Annotated in this window: 18 protein-coding genes; 10 read left to right on the top strand and 8 right to left on the bottom strand. The window is 64.9% G+C overall.

The features are described 5' to 3' along the window. From arnC to KCG88_RS05055, 10 genes are all read left to right on the top strand, one after another. On the top strand, positions 1–1,020 hold the full coding sequence (gene arnC, locus KCG88_RS05100) for an undecaprenyl-phosphate 4-deoxy-4-formamido-L-arabinose transferase (RefSeq protein WP_047286572.1): 1,020 nt from the start codon (positions 1–3) through the stop codon (positions 1,018–1,020). Then, complete coding sequence (arnA, locus tag KCG88_RS05095; RefSeq protein WP_047286573.1) at positions 1,017–3,023, top strand: bifunctional UDP-4-amino-4-deoxy-L-arabinose formyltransferase/UDP-glucuronic acid oxidase ArnA; 2,007 nt, start codon at positions 1,017–1,019, stop codon at positions 3,021–3,023. Before arnC ends, arnA begins: the two co-directional genes overlap by 4 nt. Further along, a complete protein-coding gene (gene arnD / locus KCG88_RS05090) occupies positions 3,023–3,907 on the top strand; it encodes a 4-deoxy-4-formamido-L-arabinose-phosphoundecaprenol deformylase (protein WP_047286575.1) in 885 nt (294 codons plus the stop codon). The genes arnA and arnD overlap by 1 nt, the downstream gene beginning before the upstream one ends. Continuing rightward, a complete protein-coding gene (arnT, locus tag KCG88_RS05085) occupies positions 3,904–5,553 on the top strand; it encodes a lipid IV(A) 4-amino-4-deoxy-L-arabinosyltransferase (protein ID WP_047286577.1) in 1,650 nt (549 codons plus the stop codon). Before arnD ends, arnT begins: the two co-directional genes overlap by 4 nt. Next, positions 5,550–5,894, top strand: a complete 345-nt coding sequence (gene arnE, locus KCG88_RS05080) for a 4-amino-4-deoxy-L-arabinose-phosphoundecaprenol flippase subunit ArnE (protein WP_047286579.1) — start codon at positions 5,550–5,552, stop codon at positions 5,892–5,894. The genes arnT and arnE overlap by 4 nt, the downstream gene beginning before the upstream one ends. After that, positions 5,891–6,304 carry a 4-amino-4-deoxy-L-arabinose-phosphoundecaprenol flippase subunit ArnF gene (gene arnF, locus KCG88_RS05075; protein WP_047286582.1) on the top strand — a complete coding sequence of 138 codons (414 nt, stop codon included), beginning with the start codon at positions 5,891–5,893 and terminating at the stop codon, positions 6,302–6,304. The genes arnE and arnF overlap by 4 nt, the downstream gene beginning before the upstream one ends. Continuing rightward, on the top strand, positions 6,301–7,665 hold the full coding sequence (locus tag KCG88_RS05070) for a UDP-glucose/GDP-mannose dehydrogenase family protein (RefSeq protein ID WP_210711886.1): 1,365 nt from the start codon (positions 6,301–6,303) through the stop codon (positions 7,663–7,665). The genes arnF and KCG88_RS05070 overlap by 4 nt, the downstream gene beginning before the upstream one ends. Further along, positions 7,666–9,291 carry a phospholipid carrier-dependent glycosyltransferase gene (locus KCG88_RS05065; RefSeq protein WP_210711885.1) on the top strand — a complete coding sequence of 542 codons (1,626 nt, stop codon included), beginning with the start codon at positions 7,666–7,668 and terminating at the stop codon, positions 9,289–9,291. It abuts the gene before it with no gap. Positions 9,292–9,332: 41 nt separating this feature from the next. Next, the gene (locus tag KCG88_RS05060; RefSeq protein WP_047286588.1) at positions 9,333–9,848 is read left to right on the top strand and encodes a GNAT family N-acetyltransferase; all 516 of its coding nucleotides are present in this window, start codon (positions 9,333–9,335) and stop codon (positions 9,846–9,848) included. Between the two features lie 288 nt (positions 9,849–10,136). Beyond that, positions 10,137–10,841, top strand: a complete 705-nt coding sequence (locus KCG88_RS05055; protein ID WP_047286591.1) for an HPP family protein — start codon at positions 10,137–10,139, stop codon at positions 10,839–10,841. A 57-nt stretch (positions 10,842–10,898) separates the two neighbouring features. Here KCG88_RS05055 and KCG88_RS05050 read toward each other — a convergent pair whose 3' ends face one another. From KCG88_RS05050 to KCG88_RS05015, 8 genes are all read right to left on the bottom strand, one after another. Beyond that, positions 10,899–11,762, bottom strand: a complete 864-nt coding sequence (locus KCG88_RS05050; protein WP_015635648.1) for a LysR family transcriptional regulator — start codon at positions 11,760–11,762, stop codon at positions 10,899–10,901. A 59-nt stretch (positions 11,763–11,821) separates the two neighbouring features. Then, positions 11,822–12,856 (bottom strand): arginine N-succinyltransferase, encoded by a 1,035-nt coding sequence (astA, locus tag KCG88_RS05045; RefSeq protein WP_047286593.1) that lies wholly within the window; start codon positions 12,854–12,856, stop codon positions 11,822–11,824. Continuing rightward, entirely contained in the window at positions 12,853–13,791 is a 939-nt protein-coding gene (locus tag KCG88_RS05040) for an arginine deiminase-related protein (protein WP_210711884.1), read from the bottom strand. Before KCG88_RS05040 ends, astA begins: the two co-directional genes overlap by 4 nt. A gap of 256 nt (positions 13,792–14,047) precedes the next feature. Further along, positions 14,048–14,527, bottom strand: coding sequence for an Lrp/AsnC family transcriptional regulator (locus KCG88_RS05035; RefSeq protein WP_011061344.1), 480 nt, complete (start codon positions 14,525–14,527; stop codon positions 14,048–14,050). Positions 14,528–14,539: 12 nt separating this feature from the next. Continuing rightward, positions 14,540–15,301, bottom strand: a complete 762-nt coding sequence (locus tag KCG88_RS05030; RefSeq protein WP_047286597.1) for an ATP-binding cassette domain-containing protein — start codon at positions 15,299–15,301, stop codon at positions 14,540–14,542. A 64-nt stretch (positions 15,302–15,365) separates the two neighbouring features. After that, positions 15,366–16,076, bottom strand: a complete 711-nt coding sequence (locus KCG88_RS05025; RefSeq protein ID WP_210711883.1) for an ABC transporter permease — start codon at positions 16,074–16,076, stop codon at positions 15,366–15,368. After that, a complete protein-coding gene (locus tag KCG88_RS05020; RefSeq protein WP_011061347.1) occupies positions 16,073–16,798 on the bottom strand; it encodes an ABC transporter permease subunit in 726 nt (241 codons plus the stop codon). The genes KCG88_RS05025 and KCG88_RS05020 overlap by 4 nt, the downstream gene beginning before the upstream one ends. A 72-nt stretch (positions 16,799–16,870) precedes the next feature. Beyond that, a complete protein-coding gene (locus KCG88_RS05015) occupies positions 16,871–17,650 on the bottom strand; it encodes a transporter substrate-binding domain-containing protein (RefSeq protein ID WP_210711882.1) in 780 nt (259 codons plus the stop codon). Positions 17,651–17,843: the final 193 nt, after the last annotated feature.

The following is a 17,843-nucleotide window of genomic DNA, read 5'->3' as shown; positions in this document are numbered from 1 at the left end:
TTGAAACCTTATCCGATTCAGTTCGTGTCGATCGTGATTCCGGTCTACAACGAAGAACAGAGCCTCCCCGAGCTGTTGCGGCGCACCGAAGCGGCCTGCCGCCAGCTCAAGCACGAGTTTGAAATCGTCCTCGTGGACGACGGCAGCCGCGACGAGTCGGCGAACATCCTGCAGGCTGCCGCCGAGCGCGAAGGCAGCCCGGTGGTGGCGGTGATCCTCAACCGCAACTACGGCCAGCACGCAGCAATCATGGCCGGCTTCGAGCAGTGCCGTGGCGACGTGGTGATCACCCTCGACGCCGACCTGCAGAACCCGCCGGAGGAAATCCCGCGCCTGGTGGCCCAGGCCGAGCTGGGCTACGACGTGGTCGGCACCGTGCGCAACAACCGCCAGGACTCGGCGTTCCGCCGCTGGCCGTCGAAGCTGATCAACCTGGCCGTGCAGCGTTCCACCGGGGTCGCCATGAGCGACTACGGCTGCATGCTGCGGGCCTACCGCCGGACCATCATCGACGCGATGCTGGCCTGCACCGAGCGCAGCACCTTTATCCCGATCCTGGCCAACAGCTTTGCCCGGCACACCACCGAGGTGCTGGTGGAGCACGCCGAGCGCGAGCACGGTGACTCCAAGTACAGTCCGATGCGCTTGATCAACCTGATGTTCGACTTGATCACCTGCATGACCACCACGCCCCTGCGGCTGTTGAGCATCATCGGGTTCGGCATGGCCGGCCTCGGCGCGCTGTTTGCCCTGATGCTGATCGTGCTGCGGCTGATCTTCGGCGCCACCTGGGCCGGCGACGGCACCTTCGTGCTGTTCGCGGTGCTGTTCGTGTTCACCGGCGGCCAGTTCATCGGCATGGGGCTTCTGGGTGAATACCTGGGACGCATGTACAGCGACGTGCGGGCCCGCCCGCGCTTCTTCATCGAAAAAGTCTTGCGCAGCCAGCCCGCGGCCCCGGCCCCGGTTGTGACTGTCGACGGTTTAACTTCCACTCATACAGATCAGGTTTCGCCATGAGCAATAAAGCTGTTGTCTTCGCCTACCACGATATTGGCTGTGCTGGCATCGAAGCCCTGCTCAACGCAGGTTACGAGATCGCCGCCGTGTTCACCCACGCCGACGATCCCAAGGAAAACACCTTCTACGGCTCCGTGGCCCAGCTTTGCGCCCGCAAAGGCATTGCCGTGCACGCCCCGGAAGATGCCAACCACCCGCTGTGGATCGAGCGCATCGCCAAGCTCAACCCCGACTACCTGTTTTCCTTCTATTACCGCAACCTGCTGAGCGAGCCGCTGCTGGCCACTGCCAGCAAGGGTGCGTTCAACCTGCACGGCTCGCTGCTGCCGCACTACCGTGGCCGCGCACCGGCCAACTGGGTGCTGGTCAAGGGCGAAACCGAAACCGGCGTGACCCTGCACCGCATGGTCAAGCGTGCCGATGCCGGCGCCATCATTGCCCAGGAACGCGTGGCCATCGAGCGCAGCGACACCGCCCTGACCCTGCACCACAAACTGCGTGACGCCGCCGCCAGCCTGCTGCGCGACACCCTGCCGGCACTGGCCCAGGGCAAGATCACCGAAACCGCCCAGGACGAGTCCAAGGCCAGCTACTTCGGTCGTCGCACCGCGGCGGACGGCAAGATCGACTGGCAGCGCCCGGCCGAAGAGCTGTTCAACCTGGTTCGCGCCGTGACTCAACCCTACCCGGGCGCCTTCTGCGCCGTGGGCGAGCACAAGCTGATCGTCTGGAGCGCCGAAGTCGCCAAGGGCAACGAAGGCCAGGCCCCGGGCCGGGTCATCAGCGTCGACCCACTGCGCATCGCCTGTGGCCAGGACTCCCTGGTGATTACCTCCGGCCAGCGCAATGCCAACGGCCTGTTCCTGGGTGGCCCGCAACTGGCCAACGAACTGGGCCTGGTGGACGGTTCCCTGCTGCGCGGCGCAGAGTCGGGGCGCAAGCCACGTCGCACCCGCGTACTGATCCTGGGCGTCAACGGCTTTATCGGTAACCACCTGTCCGAGCGCCTGCTGCGTGACGACAAGTACGACGTCTACGGCCTGGACATCGGCTCCGACGCCATCGAGCGCCTGCGCAGCCACCCGAACTTCCACTTCGTCGAAGGCGATATCAGCATCCACTCCGAGTGGATCGAATATCACATCAAGAAGTGCGACGTGGTCCTGCCTCTGGTGGCCATCGCCACCCCGATCGAATACACCCGCAACCCGCTGCGCGTGTTCGAGCTGGACTTCGAAGAGAACCTCAAGCTGGTTCGCTACTGCGTCAAGTACAACAAGCGCGTGATCTTCCCGTCGACTTCGGAAGTCTATGGCATGTGCCAGGACAAGAACTTCGACGAAGACACCTCCAACCTGATCGTCGGCCCGATCAACAAGCAGCGCTGGATCTACTCGGTCTCCAAGCAGCTGCTGGACCGGGTGATCTGGGCCTACGGCGCCAAGGGCCTGAACTTCACCCTGTTCCGTCCGTTCAACTGGATGGGCCCGCGCCTGGACCGCCTGGACTCGGCACGCATCGGCAGCTCCCGGGCCATCACCCAGCTGATCCTCAACCTGGTGGAAGGCACCCCGATCCGCCTGTTCGACGGTGGCGAGCAGAAGCGCTGCTTCACTGACATCGCCGACGGCATCGAAGCCCTGGCACGCATCGTCGACAACGAAAACGACTGCTGCAACGGCCAGATCATCAACATCGGCAACCCGGACAACGAAGCCAGCATCCGTCAGCTGGGCGAAGAGCTGCTGCGTCAGTTCGAAGCTCACCCGCTGCGCGGCAACTTCCCGCCGTTCGCCGGTTTCCGTGATGTGGAGAGCAAGGCGTTCTACGGTGCTGGCTACCAGGACGTGGAACACCGCAAGCCAAGCATCGAAAACGCCAAGCGCCTGCTGAACTGGGAGCCGACCGTGGAGATGAGCGAAACCATCGGCAATACCCTGGACTTCTTCCTGCGTGAAGCGATGCTGGAAATCGCTGACCGCGCCAAGCAAGAAGCACGCTGATGCAGGCAGGTCTGCGCATTGATGTCGATACCTACCGCGGCACCCGGGAGGGGGTGCCACGGCTGCTCGAATCGCTGGAGGAAGCCGGGGTCAAGGCCACGTTTTTCTTCAGTGTCGGGCCGGACAACATGGGGCGCCACCTGTGGCGCCTGATCCGTCCGCAGTTCCTCTGGAAAATGCTGCGGTCCAATGCCGCGGGCCTGTATGGCTGGGACATCCTCCTGGCCGGCACTGCCTGGCCGGGTAAACCCATTGGCCGGGACCTGGGGCACTTGATGCGCCAGACCCTGGCCGCCGGTCATGAAGTCGGCCTGCACGCCTGGGATCACCACGGCTGGCAGGCCAACACCGGGCGCTGGAGCCAGGCACAGCTGATCGAGCAGATCCGCCGTGGCGTCGACAGCCTCAACGATATTCTCGGGCAAGCGGTGAGCTGCTCGGCGTCCGCCGGTTGGCGCGCCGATGAGCGGGTCATCGAAGCCAAACAGCAATTCGGCTTTCGCTACAACAGCGACTGCCGCGGCCAGAGCCTGTTCCAGCCACGACTGGCGGACGGCAGCCTGGGCGCTCCACAGATTCCGGTGGACCTGCCGACCTTCGACGAAGTGGTCGGGCCGGTGGTGGCCGCCAAGGATTTCAACAGTTACATCCTCGACCGGTTCAGCCCGGACAAACTCAACGTCTATACCGTGCATGCAGAAGTAGAAGGGATTCTCATGGCCAACGATTTCCGCCAGTTGCTGGCCAGCGCCAGGCAGCGCGACATCCACTTCCAACCCCTGGGCGACATGCTCCCGGCGGATCTGGCCAGCCTGCCCGCGGGCAAGGTGGTGCGCGGTGCGCTGGAAGGCCGTGAAGGCTGGCTGGGAGTGCAAGGCGCATGACCAGACGTTGGGCTCTGCCGCTGCTGCTGATCGCGTTCGGCCTGTTCTACCTGCTGCCCCTGGCCACCCACGGCCTGTGGATCCCCGATGAAACCCGCTACGCGCAGATCAGCCAGGAAATGCTCCTGAGCGGCAAATGGGCGTCGCCGCACTTCATGGGCATTCGCTATTTCGAAAAACCGGTGGCGGGCTACTGGATGATCGCCATCGGCCAGGCGCTGTTTGGCGACAACCTGTTCGGCGTGCGCGTGGCCTCGGCCCTGAGCACCGGCCTGAGCGTGGTCCTGGCCTACCTGCTGGCCCGGCGCCTGTGGAACGATCCACGCAAGAGCCTGGCCAGCGCCCTGCTCTACATGAGCTTTACCGTGGTCGCGCTGCAGGCCGGCTACGCCAACCTCGATCCGCAATTCACCTTCTGGGTCAACCTGAGCCTGGTGGCGCTGTGGTTCACCTTCGACTGCCGGACAACCCGCGGCCAGGTGCTGGCCTGGGTGGTGCTGGGCCTGGCCTGCGGCATGGGCTTCATGACCAAGGGCTTTCTGGCCTGGCTGCTGCCGGTGCTGGTGGCCCTGCCCTACGCCATCTGGCAGAAGCGCCTGCGCTCGCTGCTGATCTATGGCGGCATCGGTGTGCTGGTGGCCATTCTCATCAGCCTGCCCTGGGCCCTGATGGTGCATGCCCAGGAACCGGACTACTGGCGCTTTTTCTTCTGGCACGAGCACATCCGCCGCTTTGCCGGTGATGATGCCCAGCACGCCTCGCCCTGGTGGTACTACCTGCCGTTGCTGGTGGGGTTCAGCGTGCCCTGGGTGCTGCTGCTGCCGGCGGGCCTGAAGCAGGCCTGGCAACAGCGGCGCCAGAACAGCAGCGGCTTCCTGCTGCTGTGGCTGGTGCTGCCCCTGGCCTTCTTCAGCCTGAGCAAGGGCAAGCTGCCGGCCTATATCCTGCCGTGCCTGTTGCCCCTGGCGCTGTTGATGGGCCACACCCTGGTGGACCGCCTGGCCGCCGGCAAGACCCGACTGCTGGCGTTCAACGGTGTGCTCAACCTGTTGGCCGGCCTGCTGGGGCTGCTGGCCCTGGTGTACTTCCAGATGAAAAAACCGGTGTATGTGGACGAGCCGCAGCACCTGGTGCTGGTGTATGTGTTGCTACTGGGCTGGATCCTCAGCAACCTGCTGCAAGCCATGCGCCCCCTGACCCTGTGGGCGGCGCCGGCCCTGGGCAGCTTCCTGCTGGTGGCCCTGGCCCCGGCGGCGCTGCCCAACTCGGTGGTCTACAACAAGATCCCCGACCAGTTCATCATCGATCACGTGGCCGAGCTGGGCCAGGCCAAGGCCCTGCTGAGCAACGACCTGGGGGCTGCTTCCGCCCTGGCCTGGCGCCTGGGTCGCCCCGACGTGACCCTGTACAACACCGAAGGCGAAGTGAAATACGGCCTGGGCTACGAAGACACTGCCGCGCGCAAGGTCGACCTCAATCAGGTCCAGCCGTGGATCGAGCAGGCTCGCAAGCAGGGCTCGATCGGCGTGGTGATGCGGGTCAAGAGCAGCGACGAGGAGCATGAAGTCGAGCTGCTGCCCAAGGATGCCAAGCGCTACGAGCAAGGCAACATCGTGATCTTCATCATTCCCCAGAGCCAGCCATGAGCCTGCTGCTTTTGTTGCTGGCCTGCGGGCTGACCTGCCTGGGCCAGGTGGCGCAGAAGTTCGCCGTGGAAAGCTGGCGCGACCAGCCTTCCAGTGCCCTGCAGAAACTGCGTTCGGGCTGGCTGTGGCTGGCCCTGTTCAGCCTGGGCCTGGGCCTGCTGGTGTGGCTCTTGGTGCTGCAACGCATGGAGGTGGGCGTGGCCTACCCCATGCTCAGCCTGAATTTCGTGTTCATTACCCTGATTGCCCACTTCGTGTTCCGTGAGCACATCGACCGGCGCCACTGGTTCGGCGTGGCCCTGGTGATCGGCGGCGTGCTGCTGTTGAGTCGCCACGCATGAGCCGGGCCAAGGGTTTTGCCTTCGCCCTGGGCAGCGTGGCCCTGGTCAGCGGCGCCCAGCTGGGCATGCGCTGGAGCATGACCCGCCTGCCCGCCCCGGATCAGTGGCTGTCGGCCCTGAGCGCCGGCGCCATCGATCTGGCCGCCCTGGCACTGGTGATCGCGGCCATTGGCGCCTACGCGCTGTCGATGCTCTGCTGGCTCCTGGCGCTGCGCGACCTGCCCCTGGGCCGGGCCTATTCGCTGCTCAGCATCAGCTACGCCCTGGTCTACCTGCTGGCCGCCAGCCTGCCGCTGTTCAACGAACCGTTCACGCTTTCCAAAACCCTCGGGGTGGCCTTGGTCATCCTCGGGGTCATCACCATCAACTCTCGATCTGCACCCGCGACAAGTCCCAGGAATACCCCATGAAAATCAGTGTATTTGGAAGTGGTTACGTCGGCCTCGTACAGGCTGCCGTGTTGGCTGAAGTCGGCCACGATGTCATCTGCATGGACATCGACGAGCAAAAGGTCAAGCAGCTGCAACAAGGACACGTGAGCATCTTCGAGCCGGGGCTGGCCAGCCTGGTCAAGGAAAACCTCGAAGCCAAGCGCCTGCACTTCACCCACGATGAAAAACTCGCGGTGCAACACGGCCAGGTGCTGTTCATCGCCGTGGGCACGCCGTCCAGCGAAGACGGCTCGGCGGACCTGCGCTACGTGCTGTCAGTGGGCGACGCGGTGGCCCGCCACCGTGAACAGCCGGTGATCCTGGTGGAAAAATCCACCGTGCCGGTGGGTACAGGCGACACCTTGAAAGCCCACATCGAGAAGGTCCTGGATGGCCGCCCGCTGCAATTCGATATCGTCTCCAACCCGGAATTCCTCAAGGAAGGCTCGGCGGTCACCGACTGCCGCCGGCCGGACCGGATCATCATCGGTTGCGAGCGCGAAGAAGTGCGCGACGTGATGCGCGACCTGTATGCACCGTTCAACCGCAACCATGACCGCATCATGTTCATGGATCTGCGCAGCGCCGAGCTGACCAAGTACGCCGCCAACTGCATGCTGGCGACCAAGATCAGCTTCATCAACCAGATCGCCGAGCTGGCCGAGCACCTGGGCGCCGACATCGAATCGGTGCGCCTGGGGATCGGCGCCGACACCCGCATCGGCTACCACTTCATCTATCCGGGTTGCGGCTACGGCGGTTCGTGCTTCCCCAAGGACATGCGCGCGCTGATTCACAGCGCCCAGGAAGCCCATTGCTCCAGCGACCTTTTGCAAGCGGTGGAAGCCATCAACGAGCGGCAGAAGCACAAGCTGTTCGAACGCATCAAGGCGTTCTACAAGGGCGACCTCAAAGGCAAGACCTTTGCCTTGTGGGGCCTGGCGTTCAAGCCCAACACCGACGACATGCGCGACGCCCCGAGCCGGGTACTGCTCGATGCGCTGTTCGCCGCTGGTGCCCAGGTGCGGGCCTTCGACCCCGAAGCCATGCAGGAAACCCAGCGCCTGTACCCGGACGAGCCGCGCCTGATGCTCATGGGCACCCCGGAATCGGTACTGGTGGGGGCCGACGCCCTGATCATCTGCACCGAGTGGCAGCAGTTCAAGGCGCCGGATTTCGACCTGATCCAGCAACGCCTGCAGGCTCCGGTGATCTTCGACGGCCGCAACCTGTATGACGCCGAGCGCCTGGCGCGCAACGGCTTCACCTACTTCCCGATTGGCCGCGGTGAATCGCGCAGCCTGCCGATCCCTCACCAGCAGTGGTCCGACGAGGCCTGAATGAACCCGCACTCCAGCTCCCCTTCGAACACACTTCTTTGGCAATCGTTGGGGCTGGGGTTGCTGGCCCTGCTGCTGTTCTGCGCCGGCGCCGACCATCAGTCGGCGATCGGCTTCGATTCGCGTTTCGTGCTGTTTGCCAAGGAAATGCTGCGCCACGGGCCGGGATTCTTCCCCACCACCTACGGCCAGCCCTACGCCGACTACTCCAGCGCCTCTACCCTGCTGGTCTGGCTGTTCTCCCTGCCCGGGGGGCAAGTCACCAGCCTTAGCGCCTGGCTGCCCACGGCCATCGCCTCGGCGTTGATCGTGAGCCTGATCTATCGCCTGTTGGCGCCCTATTCGCGCACCTGGGCCCTGCTCAGCGTTGCCCTGCTGTTACTCAGCAACACCTTTATCAGTGAAACCCGCGCCGTGTCCCTGGACCAGATGCTGGCTGCGGTGTCCCTGGCCGTGTTCTACCTGGGCTACGCCCATGACCATTTCGGTGCCCGCCGGCGCCTGGGCTGGATCTTCCTCCTGCTGGTGCTGGGCTTTGCCATTCGCGGGCCCATCGGCCTGGTGATCCCCACTGGCATGCTGTGCAGCTACTACCTGCTCAATGGCCAGTGGCGGCGGCTGTTCAGCGTCGGTTTCAGCGCCCTGGCGCTGCTGGTGGCCTGCGTCGGCCTGCTGCTGTGGCTGGCCAAGCTCAGCGGTGGCCAGGCCTTCGTCGACGATGTGATCCGCATGCAGTTCATGGGGCGCATGGACGGCAGCGAAGGCTCCAGCGATGTCTTCTATTACTTCACCAGTTCCCTGGGCAACTACGCCCTGGCCTACCCCCTGGCGATCCTGGCGTGGCTGGCCGTGCTGCTGACCCGCGCCACGGAACAGGGCCCGGGCCTGAAACTGTTGCGCCTGTGCACCGCGGCCGGGCTGATCGTAATGATCGGCCTGTCGATTCCCCAGGCTAAAAAGGCCCGCTATCTGCTGCCGATGCTGCCCATGGCGGCGATCATTGCCGCCTATCCGTTCCAGGCCGGTCGCGGACGGTTGCTGGCCTGGCTGCGCGGGGCGATCCAGGGCCTGTGGCTGCTGCTGCCGGGGTTGCTGATCATCGGCTTGCTGGTGCTGCGGCGCAAATTCCCCGAGCAACTCGACTCGTTGACGCCGATGCTGCTGGTGCTCGGCCTGTTGCAGCTGTTGTCCCTCGGGCTGCTGTTCAAGCGCCAGTGGCGCGCCGTGGGCCTGGCCTACAGCGCAGTGCTGGCAGTCTGGGCCTGCTACATCGGAGTCTTCGAACCGGTGGAGCACCGTCTCTATGACACGCGCACCTTCAGCCACAGCGCCATGCAACTGATCGAGGCCGATCCGGCACCGGTGGTCCTGCACCGCATGGGCAAGGATGCCAAGGCGATCAAGTTCATGGTCAACCTGGACCGGGATCTGCAACCGCAGTTCACCGAAAGCCCAGACGCCCTGGCTCAGGTACCCGGCCCGGCCTGGGTCATCCTCGATCAGAGTGACCTGGCCAGCTTGCAGAATACGCCGCTGGCCGGCCTGAAGCCGGTGTTGAGCGGGCGCTTTGACAAGAACGACTTTGTTCTCCTGCACCTGCCCCAGACACCTGCCGCGCAACCCTGAAAGCGTTGCACGGCCACAGCCCGCTGCCTACACTCGCGCCCATGACTATTGAGATCCGTCGGGCGCGGGTGAGCGACGCCGACTTTCTTCCCGCCATTGAAACCTCCGCTGCCGCGCTGTTTCGCTCTGATGCGCAACTGGCCTGGCTGGCAGACGCCGCAGTGGCCGACGCACCGAGCCACCGCGCCAATATCCAGCACCACCCGGTCTGGGTGGCGGTGACGGCGGATGACACCCCCTGCGCCTTTCTCAACGCCGAAGCCTGCGACCGGGAACTGCATGTGTGGGAGATTTCCGTCGCCCGCGGCCACCAGGGCCAGGGCATCGGCAAGCGCCTGCTGCAGGCGGCGCGGCAATACGCCCAGGAACAGCAGCTTGAAGCCCTGACCCTGAGCACCTTCCGCGAACTGCCCTGGAACGAACCCTTCTACCAGCGCCAGGGCTTTGTCACCCTCGAACAGGCGCAACTGGGCCCACGGCTGTGCCAGGTGCTGGCCGATGAAGCCCGGTACGGCCTGCCCGCGTCGCGTCGCTGCGCCATGCGCCTGGCGCTGTAGAAACCGGTGAGCAATGGGCTGTCTTCGCTGGCTTGCCAGCGAAGGCGTCCGCCAGGGCTGCACCGCACTCAAGGGCCTCTTCGCCGGCAAGCCGGCGCCTACAGGGCCGTCGTACTTCAATGCAAAATAAATGCACTGAAGCAGCAGTATTATGAATTTGTCAGGCGCAAGATTCCTCGGCACACTGTGCCGGTTCCTCCCCCAAATGTTGGAACGTTCAAGGGCTTTCTGGTCATCCAGGCAAGCCCTTCTTTTTGCCTGTCGTTCTGGATTGGAAAGCGTTTACCGATGTTCGCCCGCTGGAAACCCGCCGCCATCAATACCCGCCCCCTGGAATGGAGCCGCGCCGCCCTCGGCATGGCCCTGGGCACCCTGTTCAGTGTCTGGCTCTGCGCCCAGGTCTTCGGCATGCCGGTGGCCCTGCACCTGATCGGCCCGCTGGGCGCTTCGGCTGTGCTGTTGTTCGCCGTGTCTTCAGGCGCCCTGGCCCAGCCCTGGTCGATTCTGGGCGGGTACCTCTGTGCCGCCGTCATGGCCTTGGCGGTGGCCCATGTACTGGGCCGTACCTTGGGTAGCGCCTGCCTGGCGGCGGGCATGGCCCTGGTACTGATGTGCTGGTTGCGCTGCCTGCACCCGCCGGCCGGCGCCCTGGCCCTGACCCTGGTACTGGCGGACCCGGCCAGCGTAGCCCTGGACTGGCGCGAACTGGGGCCGGTGATGCTGGCCGCCGCCAGCCTGCTGCTCAGCGCCCTGGCCTACAACAACCTGACGCGCACCCGTTACCCCAAGGGCCCCAGCGAAGCTCCAGCACTCCTGCCGGCCACCGCTGCCAGCGACAGCCTGGCGATCACGGCCCAGGACCTGAAACTGGCCCTGGCGGAGATGGAGGAGTTCTTCGACGTCACCCCCGAAGACCTCGAACAGCTGATTCATGCCAGCGAAGCCCACGCCCGGCGCCGCAGCATCGGCCAGGTGCTCGCCTCGCGCCGCTGACAGCCACTGATAGGCGCCGGTTTGCCGGCCAGCCGGCGCCTACCAGGTTCCCAGGGTTCAGACCATCGGCGACCAGCGCTGGGACCAGTCGGTGTCGCTTTCGATCACCTCCCGCAGTACCGCGAACGCCTGTTGCAGCTCTGGGGTATCGCGCTCGCGGGCATACAGCAGGTAGGTGGGGAAGTTGAACTCCGGGGCCTTTTCCACCCGCTCCAGCACACCGCTGTCCAGGTAGCTCTGCACCACCCGTGTGCGGAAATAGCCGCTGCCGCCGGCATCGAGGATGAACTGCAGGGCCAGCGGGCCGAGGTTGAAGCCCACTGCCGCCTTGGCCTGCGCAGGTAGCGCGGCGTCGTGCTGGCGGCGAAAGTCCTCGCCCCAATCGATGTACACATAGGGCTCGGGGCGCCCCGCCAAGCGCACCTGGATCAGCTTTTCCTCCAACAACTGCTCCACCTGCAAGCCCGGCGAGTACAGCGGCTGGAACACCAGCGCGGCGTCCAGCACGCCCAGCTCCAGTTGCCGCTGCAAGCTGGCGCCTTCGCCGATCTGGGTGCGCACGGCATGGTTGGGCAACGCCTGGCGCAGGCGCCGCACCCAGTTGAGCATCAGCGGGTTGCACAGGCTCAGCTCGCCGCCGATGTGCAGCACATTGCGGTAGCCGGCCAGCAACGGCAGGTCGCGCTGGGCTGCCTCCCAGGTCTGCACCAGCTGGTTGGCATAGCTGATGAAGGCCTCGCCGTCGGCGGTGGGCCGGGCGCCGGCGCGGTTGCGCACCAGCAGCTTGCAGTTGAGCTGGCCTTCCAGGTTCTGCACCCTGGCGCTGATGGCGGTCTGGGTCAGGTGCAGGCGCTCGGCAGCAGCGATCAGGCTGCCGCTGCGAACGATTTCCAGGAAGGTGCGGGCCAGATCGATGTCCATGATGCCTCGCCGGCAGAAAATTCGAGCGCCATTGTAGCGGCGCTCGTGCCATGACGCTTCTAGGCTGCGGACATTTGCCGCGCCGGCACCGCCAGGCTCACCGCCCGCACCGAGGCCCCGGCCGGCAACCCCAGGGCCCGGGCGCTGTCATGGCTGACAATCAGGGTGCCGGCGGCGACCCGCGCCGCCGCCACGCTGATCCGGCAGTCGGCGAACTGACGGTTGTGAACCAGGTAGGGCTGGGCCTGTTCCCCCGGGGTGCCGATGCTCAGTTGCAGCACCTGGCTGTCGCGCACCGCGCGGATGTCGCCGGTGGCGCATTCGATCAGGGGCCCGCCGTCGAAGATGTCGATGTAGTCCTTGAAGGCAAAACCCTCGGCCTTGAGCATGCCCAGGGCCGGTTCGGTATTGGGGTGCACCCGGCCGATCACTGCCCGTGCCGCCTCCGGCAACAGGCAGGTGGGCAAGGGAAACTTGGGCATCAGCTCGGCGATGAAGGTCTTGTTGCCAAGGCCGGTGAGGTAGTCGGCGTCGGCGAAATCCATCTTGAAAAAGTGCCGGCCCAGGCCTTCCCAGAACGGCGACACGCCCTGCTCGTCGGAATAGCCACGCATCTCGGCGATCACCTTGTCGCCGAAAAGCTCGCGGAATTCGGCCAGGAACAGGAAGCGCGCCTTGGACAGTAGGCGCCCGTTGAGCCCCTGGCGGTGGTCGGCATGCAGGAACAGCGAGCACAGTTCCGAATGGCCGGTCATGTCGTTGCCCAGGAACAGGGTCGGCAGTTGCTGGTTGATCCCCAGGTTTTTCGAGGCCGCGACAAACAGCCCGACCCGGTAGTTGTACCAGGGCTCGCGCAGGCCCACGGCGCCGGCCAGGGCACAGATGCCGACCACCTCGCCCTGCGCGCTTTGCAGCACGAACAGGTAGTCGGCGTCGGCCCGCGAGGCCTGGCCGGCGAAGGTCTGCTCAGCCCATTGCAGGCGTGAACGCAGGCGCCCGGCGTCGGCGGGCAAGGTGGTCAGGCCGGCACCGGCACTGTGGGCCAGGGCCAGCAGCGCCGGCAAATCGGCCAGGGTGGCGGGACGGACGATCATCGCGAGAGCTCCAGTTGAGGTTGACGTTCGGGCAGGTAGATTTCCGCCAGCATGCAGCGGGCGCTGCCGCCGCCGATGCGCTCAATGGTGTCGATGTTCACCGGCACCGGCTGCACATGGCGCTCGATCAGCCGGCGCTGTTCGGCATCCAGGGAGCGCCAGGCACTGCGGGACATCACCAGCAGCGGCTCACCGGCACTGTTGTGCACTTCCAGCATATTGCCGGCGAAGGATTCCAGCTGGGCCCAGGTCAAGGGCAGCAACTGTTTGCCGCTGCTTTCCAGGCGCTGGCGCAGCGTCGCGCGCTCCTGTGCATCGTCCAGGGCCAGCAGGCAGGCCACCGCCAGTTGGCTGCCGACACTCATCATCACGTTGGTGTGATAGATCGGCTCACCCTGGCGGTCCCGGGCATGGAAGGCGCACAGCTCATAACCCAGGTGCGCCACCAGTTGATCCAGGGCCCGGGCGTGGGTGCGGGTCGAGTAGCCGGCGTAGCAGATGCGTTGCTGGCGATCCAGGACCATGCTGCCGGTGCCTTCGAGGAACAGTTCCTCCTGCTCCAGGGACGTGAGATCCAGGGTGCGGCTCACCTGGTACTGCTCGTGCAGGTGCGCCAGTACCCCCTTGTAGCGCTCCAGGCGGCGGTTGCGGCCCTGCATCGGGTACAGCACCAGGGTGCCGTCGGGGTGACTGCTCCAGCAGTTGTTGGGAAAGATCGAATCCGGGGTGTGGGGCGCCGCACTGTCTTCGTGGACCAGCACCCGGACCCCATGCTCGCGCAGCGTCGCGACGTAGCTATCGAACTCCTGCAGGGCCTTGGCCTGTACATCTTCGGCAGCACCGGGCGGGCGCTGGAAATGGTTGTTGCCGGCAGTGTCCTGGTTGAACGAAAAACACGTGGGGCGAATCATCAAAACGCTATGGGTAGTCTGCATGGGGCACGCAATCAATGAGGTTTCAGAGGGGCCCATTGTGTTTTTTTGTCGGGACAAAACCCGGCTGAACGGCGGGCCTGCACGGCAGGAAATGGCTGAAAGCACGGGTTGCCCCAGCCGATTTCGCGCCCCCTGAAAACATCGACATGCGGCCAGCAGGAGCTGGCTTGCCAGCGAAGGCGATCTTGCGAGCGGTGCAAGGCTTGCGGGCCTGTTCGCCGGCAAGCCGGCTCCTAGGGTGGGGGCGCAACGGGGGTTATTCCATGCCGGTCTTGACCATCGCCAGTTCAGGGTGGCTGACCAGTTTGTCGATGTGCAGATCCGGGTCGTCGAACCAGACTTCGGTCAGCACCCGGTAGTGCTCCATGTCCCGGCAGCGCATGCGCAGGCTGTAGTCGAAGGCGCCGCTGATCAGCCGGCATTCCAGCACCTGGGGGCAGGCGCGGACCTTGGCCTCGAAGGCCTTCTGCGCCGCCCGCCCGCTCTGGTTGGACAAGGCCACCAGCACCAGCAGCGACAGCCCCGGGGTGAGTTTCTTTTCATCGAGGATGGCCCCGTAGCCACGGATGACCCCGAGCTGCTCCAGCTTGCGCACCCGTTCCAGGCACGGCCTGGGGGTCAGGTGCACGCGCTCGGAGAGTTTCTGGTAGGTGATGCGCCCTTCGTGGCGCAGAACCTCGATGATCGCCTGGTCGATTCGGTCAAGCACGATCGACAGGTCGCGGATGTCCGCCATGGATGTCTTCCCTCACTTCAAACGGCCGGATAGAAACTGCTGCAAACGTTCACTCTGCGGCTGGTCGAGAATCGCCGGGCTACCCTGCTCCTCGACCCGCCCTTGATGCAAGAACAACACCTGGCTCGACACTTGTCGGGCAAAGCCCATTTCATGGGTGACCATGAGCATGGTCCGCCCTTCTTCGGCCAGGGCCTGGATCACCTTCAGCACCTCCCCCACCAGTTCCGGGTCCAGCGCCGAGGTCGGCTCGTCGAACAGCAGGATCTGCGGCTCCACCGCCAGGGCCCGGGCGATCGCCACCCGCTGTTGCTGGCCACCGGACAGGAACGCCGGGTACTGCTCGGCCACCCGTTGCGCCAAGCCCACCTTGTCCAGGTAGGCCCGGGCACTGGCTTCGGCCTCCTTGCGGCCAATGCCGAGCACCCGGCACGGCGCCAGCATGATGTTCTCCAGCACGCTGAGGTGGCTCCACAGGTTGAAGTGCTGGAACACCATGGCCAGGCGCGTGCGCAGGCGTTGCAACTGGGCCGGGCTGGCCACCTGCATGCCGCCTGGGGCCTCGCGGGTGACAATCGCCTCGCCATCCAGGGCAATGGCCCCGGCATCGGCCCGCTCCAGGAAGTTGATGCAGCGCAGCATGGTGCTCTTGCCCGAGCCACTGGCGCCGATCATGCTCACCACGTCTCCGGCCCGGGCCTTCAACGAGACGCCCTTGAGCACCTCGTTGTCACCAAAACGCTTGTAGAGATTTTCAACCGTCAATTTGTACATCGCAGACTCCTGGAACCCCGCCGCTGGCAGCAAGGTTCTGGATAGAAAAAAGAGGAAAGGAGCGTCAGTGAGCCGGGCCGAGGAAGCTCAGCCAGCGCCGCTCCGCCAGGCGGAAGGCCGCCACCAGGCCGAAGGACAGCCCCAGGTACAACAGGCCGGCGATGCCGAAGGCCTGGAAGGTCATGAAGGTGGCGGCATTGGCGTCCCGGGCCACCTTGAGGATGTCCGGGATGGTGGCGGTGAAGGCTACCGAGGTGGCGTGCAGCATGAGGATCACCTCGTTGCTGTAGTACGGCAGCGCCCGGCGCAGGGCCGAAGGCAGGATCAGCCGCCAGTACAGGCGCCAGCCGCTCAGGCCATAGGCGTGGGCTGCCTCGATCTCGCCATAGGGAATGCTGCGGATGGCCCCGGCGAAGATCTCCACGGTATAGGCGCAGGTGTTCAGGGTGAAAGCCAGCAAGGTGCAGTTCATGGCATCGCGGAAAAAGACTTCGAGCAACGGCTGCTGGCGTATCGCGGCGATGCCGTACAGGCCGCTGTAGCAGATCAGCAACTGGATGTACAAAGGCGTGCCGCGAAACACATAGGTGAACAGCTGCACCGGCCAGCGCAGCAGCGCCCAGTGCGAGGTGCGCAGAATGGCCAGGGGCAGCGACAGGACAAAACCCATGGCCAGGCTGGCCACCAGCAGCCACAGGGTCATGGCCAGCCCGGTAAGGGTCTCGCCGTCGGTGAACAGAAACGGCCGCCAGTATTGCTGGATCAGTTCGATCATCGCGACAGCCCTCGCACGCCCTGGTTGTAGTGCCGTTCCAGGCGTCGCAGCAACTGGTTCGAGGCGCTGGTGATCAGCAGGTACAGGGCCGCCGCCAGGAGCAGGAAATCCAGCATGTTGAAGGTGCTCTTGCCGGCTTCCTGGGCCACCTTGACCAGGTCGGTGAGACCGATGATCGACACCAGCGCCGTAGCCTTGAGCAGCACCAGCCAGTTATTGCCCAGGCTCGGCAAGGCGAAGCGCATCATCTGCGGGAACACCACGTGGCGAAAGCGCTGCATGCGGCTCAGGCCGAAGGCCGCCGCGGCTTCCTGCTGGCCCCGGGGCACGCTGAGGATTGCCCCGCGAAAGGTCTCGGTGAAATAGGCGCCGTAGATGAAGCCCAGGGTCACGATCCCGGCCACGAAGGGGTCGATCTCCATATAGGGCCAGTCCAGCAGTTCGGTCAGGGCCGTGAGCCAGCCCTGCAGGCTGTAGAAAATCAGCAGCATCAGCACCAGGTCCGGTACGCCGCGGATCAAGGTGGTGTAGCAGGTCGCCGGGATCTGCAGCAGGCGCAGCGGCGAAAGCTTGGCCGCCGCCCCCAGCAACCCCAGGAGCATGCTCACCAGCAGCGCCAGGGCGGAGAGTTTCAGGGTCATCCAGGCGCCGTGCAGCAACAGCGGCCCATAGCCTTGCAGGACCTCGAGGTCCAGGCCCAACAGAGTCAGAAAGGTATTCACGCCAATCACCTTGCTCGGGCCACGGCCGGGCCCGGGACACTGGGTAACAGTCCCGGGGCCCGCCGTGGGCGATCAGTTGTTGTAGAGGTCGAGGTCGCCGAAGTACTTGCGCTGGATCTGGGCGTAGATGCCCTTCTCATGCAGGGCCTGGATGGCGCCGTTGAGCATGGCCTTGAGCTCGTCCTGGTCCTTGCGCAGGCCAATGGCGATCTCCGACGGCACCAGAGGGTCGCTGATGCCGACGCTGTTCTCGAAGTCGGCGCCCTGGGGCGATGCGAGGAAACTCATCTGCGCTTGCAGCTTGTCCTGGATCGAGGCGTCCAGCCGGCCATAGACCAGGTCGGCATAGACCTGGTCCTGGTTCTGGTAGGCCCGCAGCTTGACCCCCGCCGGGCCCAGCTTGGCCCTGGCGTAGGTTTCCTGGACGGTGCCCTGCATGTAGCCCAGGGTCTTGCCCTTTAGCGATTCGCCGGTGGGTTCGAGGCCCGAGCCCTTGCGCGTGACGATGGCCGTGGGGCCGGCGTACAGCCGGTCGCTGAAGTCGATCTGCTTGCGCCGCGCATCGGTAACGGTCATGGAGGACTCGATGGCGTCGAACTTGCCGGCCTTGAGTGCCGGAATCAGGCCGTCGAAGTCGTTGCTGACCCACACGCACTTGAGCTTGAGCTCGGCGCAGATGGCGTTGCCCAGGTCGACACCGAAGCCCTGCACACCGCCGTCTGCCGTGGTGGATTCAAAGGGTGGATAGCTCGGGTTGACGCCAAAGCGCAGTTCTTTCCATTCCTTGGCGCTGGCGCCCATGGAAACGCACGCAATTGCCAGTAACGGCACAGCCAGCCAGTGTTTAGTCATCGTCAGAGTCCCGGATTATTTGGATTTATAGGGGCCCGGCGGCAATGCCAGGCCCCACTTGTGACAGGGGCAGAGAGTGGATGCGGGGTCGCCGCAGTCGGGTTCTTGTTGTTATTGGCCGGGTTTGGCGCGCAGAGCCGAACCCGTTCCTGGTTGCCGCGGTCTACGCTGCAACGGAGCGCCAGAATGCCAA

It is taken from the genome of Pseudomonas sp. MWU349, assembly GCF_017947325.1.
Classification (GTDB): Bacteria; Pseudomonadota; Gammaproteobacteria; order Pseudomonadales; family Pseudomonadaceae; genus Aquipseudomonas; species Aquipseudomonas protegens.
The sequence above is the reverse complement of the archived record's forward strand: the minus strand, read 5'-3'. Positions and strand labels throughout refer to the sequence as shown.

Excerpts from the sequence above, each read along its gene's own strand:
- arnE (WP_047286579.1), top strand. The coding sequence starts at position 5,550 with ATGAGCCTGCTGCTTTTGTTGCTGGCCTGCGGGCTGACCTGCCTGGGC.
- KCG88_RS05030 (WP_047286597.1), bottom strand. The coding sequence starts at position 15,301 with ATGTACAAATTGACGGTTGAAAATCTCTACAAGCGTTTTGGTGACAAC.
- KCG88_RS05025 (WP_210711883.1), bottom strand. The coding sequence starts at position 16,076 with ATGATCGAACTGATCCAGCAATACTGGCGGCCGTTTCTGTTCACCGAC.
- KCG88_RS05040 (WP_210711884.1), bottom strand. The coding sequence starts at position 13,791 with ATGCAGACTACCCATAGCGTTTTGATGATTCGCCCCACGTGTTTTTCG.
- KCG88_RS05015 (WP_210711882.1), bottom strand. The coding sequence starts at position 17,650 with ATGACTAAACACTGGCTGGCTGTGCCGTTACTGGCAATTGCGTGCGTT.
- KCG88_RS05065 (WP_210711885.1), top strand. The coding sequence starts at position 7,666 with ATGAACCCGCACTCCAGCTCCCCTTCGAACACACTTCTTTGGCAATCG.
- arnF (WP_047286582.1), top strand. The coding sequence starts at position 5,891 with ATGAGCCGGGCCAAGGGTTTTGCCTTCGCCCTGGGCAGCGTGGCCCTG.
- arnA (WP_047286573.1), top strand. The coding sequence starts at position 1,017 with ATGAGCAATAAAGCTGTTGTCTTCGCCTACCACGATATTGGCTGTGCT.
- arnT (WP_047286577.1), top strand. The coding sequence starts at position 3,904 with ATGACCAGACGTTGGGCTCTGCCGCTGCTGCTGATCGCGTTCGGCCTG.
- KCG88_RS05060 (WP_047286588.1), top strand. The coding sequence starts at position 9,333 with ATGACTATTGAGATCCGTCGGGCGCGGGTGAGCGACGCCGACTTTCTT.
- arnD (WP_047286575.1), top strand. The coding sequence starts at position 3,023 with ATGCAGGCAGGTCTGCGCATTGATGTCGATACCTACCGCGGCACCCGG.
- KCG88_RS05035 (WP_011061344.1), bottom strand. The coding sequence starts at position 14,527 with ATGGCGGACATCCGCGACCTGTCGATCGTGCTTGACCGAATCGACCAG.
- KCG88_RS05055 (WP_047286591.1), top strand. The coding sequence starts at position 10,137 with ATGTTCGCCCGCTGGAAACCCGCCGCCATCAATACCCGCCCCCTGGAA.
- KCG88_RS05050 (WP_015635648.1), bottom strand. The coding sequence starts at position 11,762 with ATGGACATCGATCTGGCCCGCACCTTCCTGGAAATCGTTCGCAGCGGC.
- astA (WP_047286593.1), bottom strand. The coding sequence starts at position 12,856 with ATGATCGTCCGTCCCGCCACCCTGGCCGATTTGCCGGCGCTGCTGGCC.
- KCG88_RS05070 (WP_210711886.1), top strand. The coding sequence starts at position 6,301 with ATGAAAATCAGTGTATTTGGAAGTGGTTACGTCGGCCTCGTACAGGCT.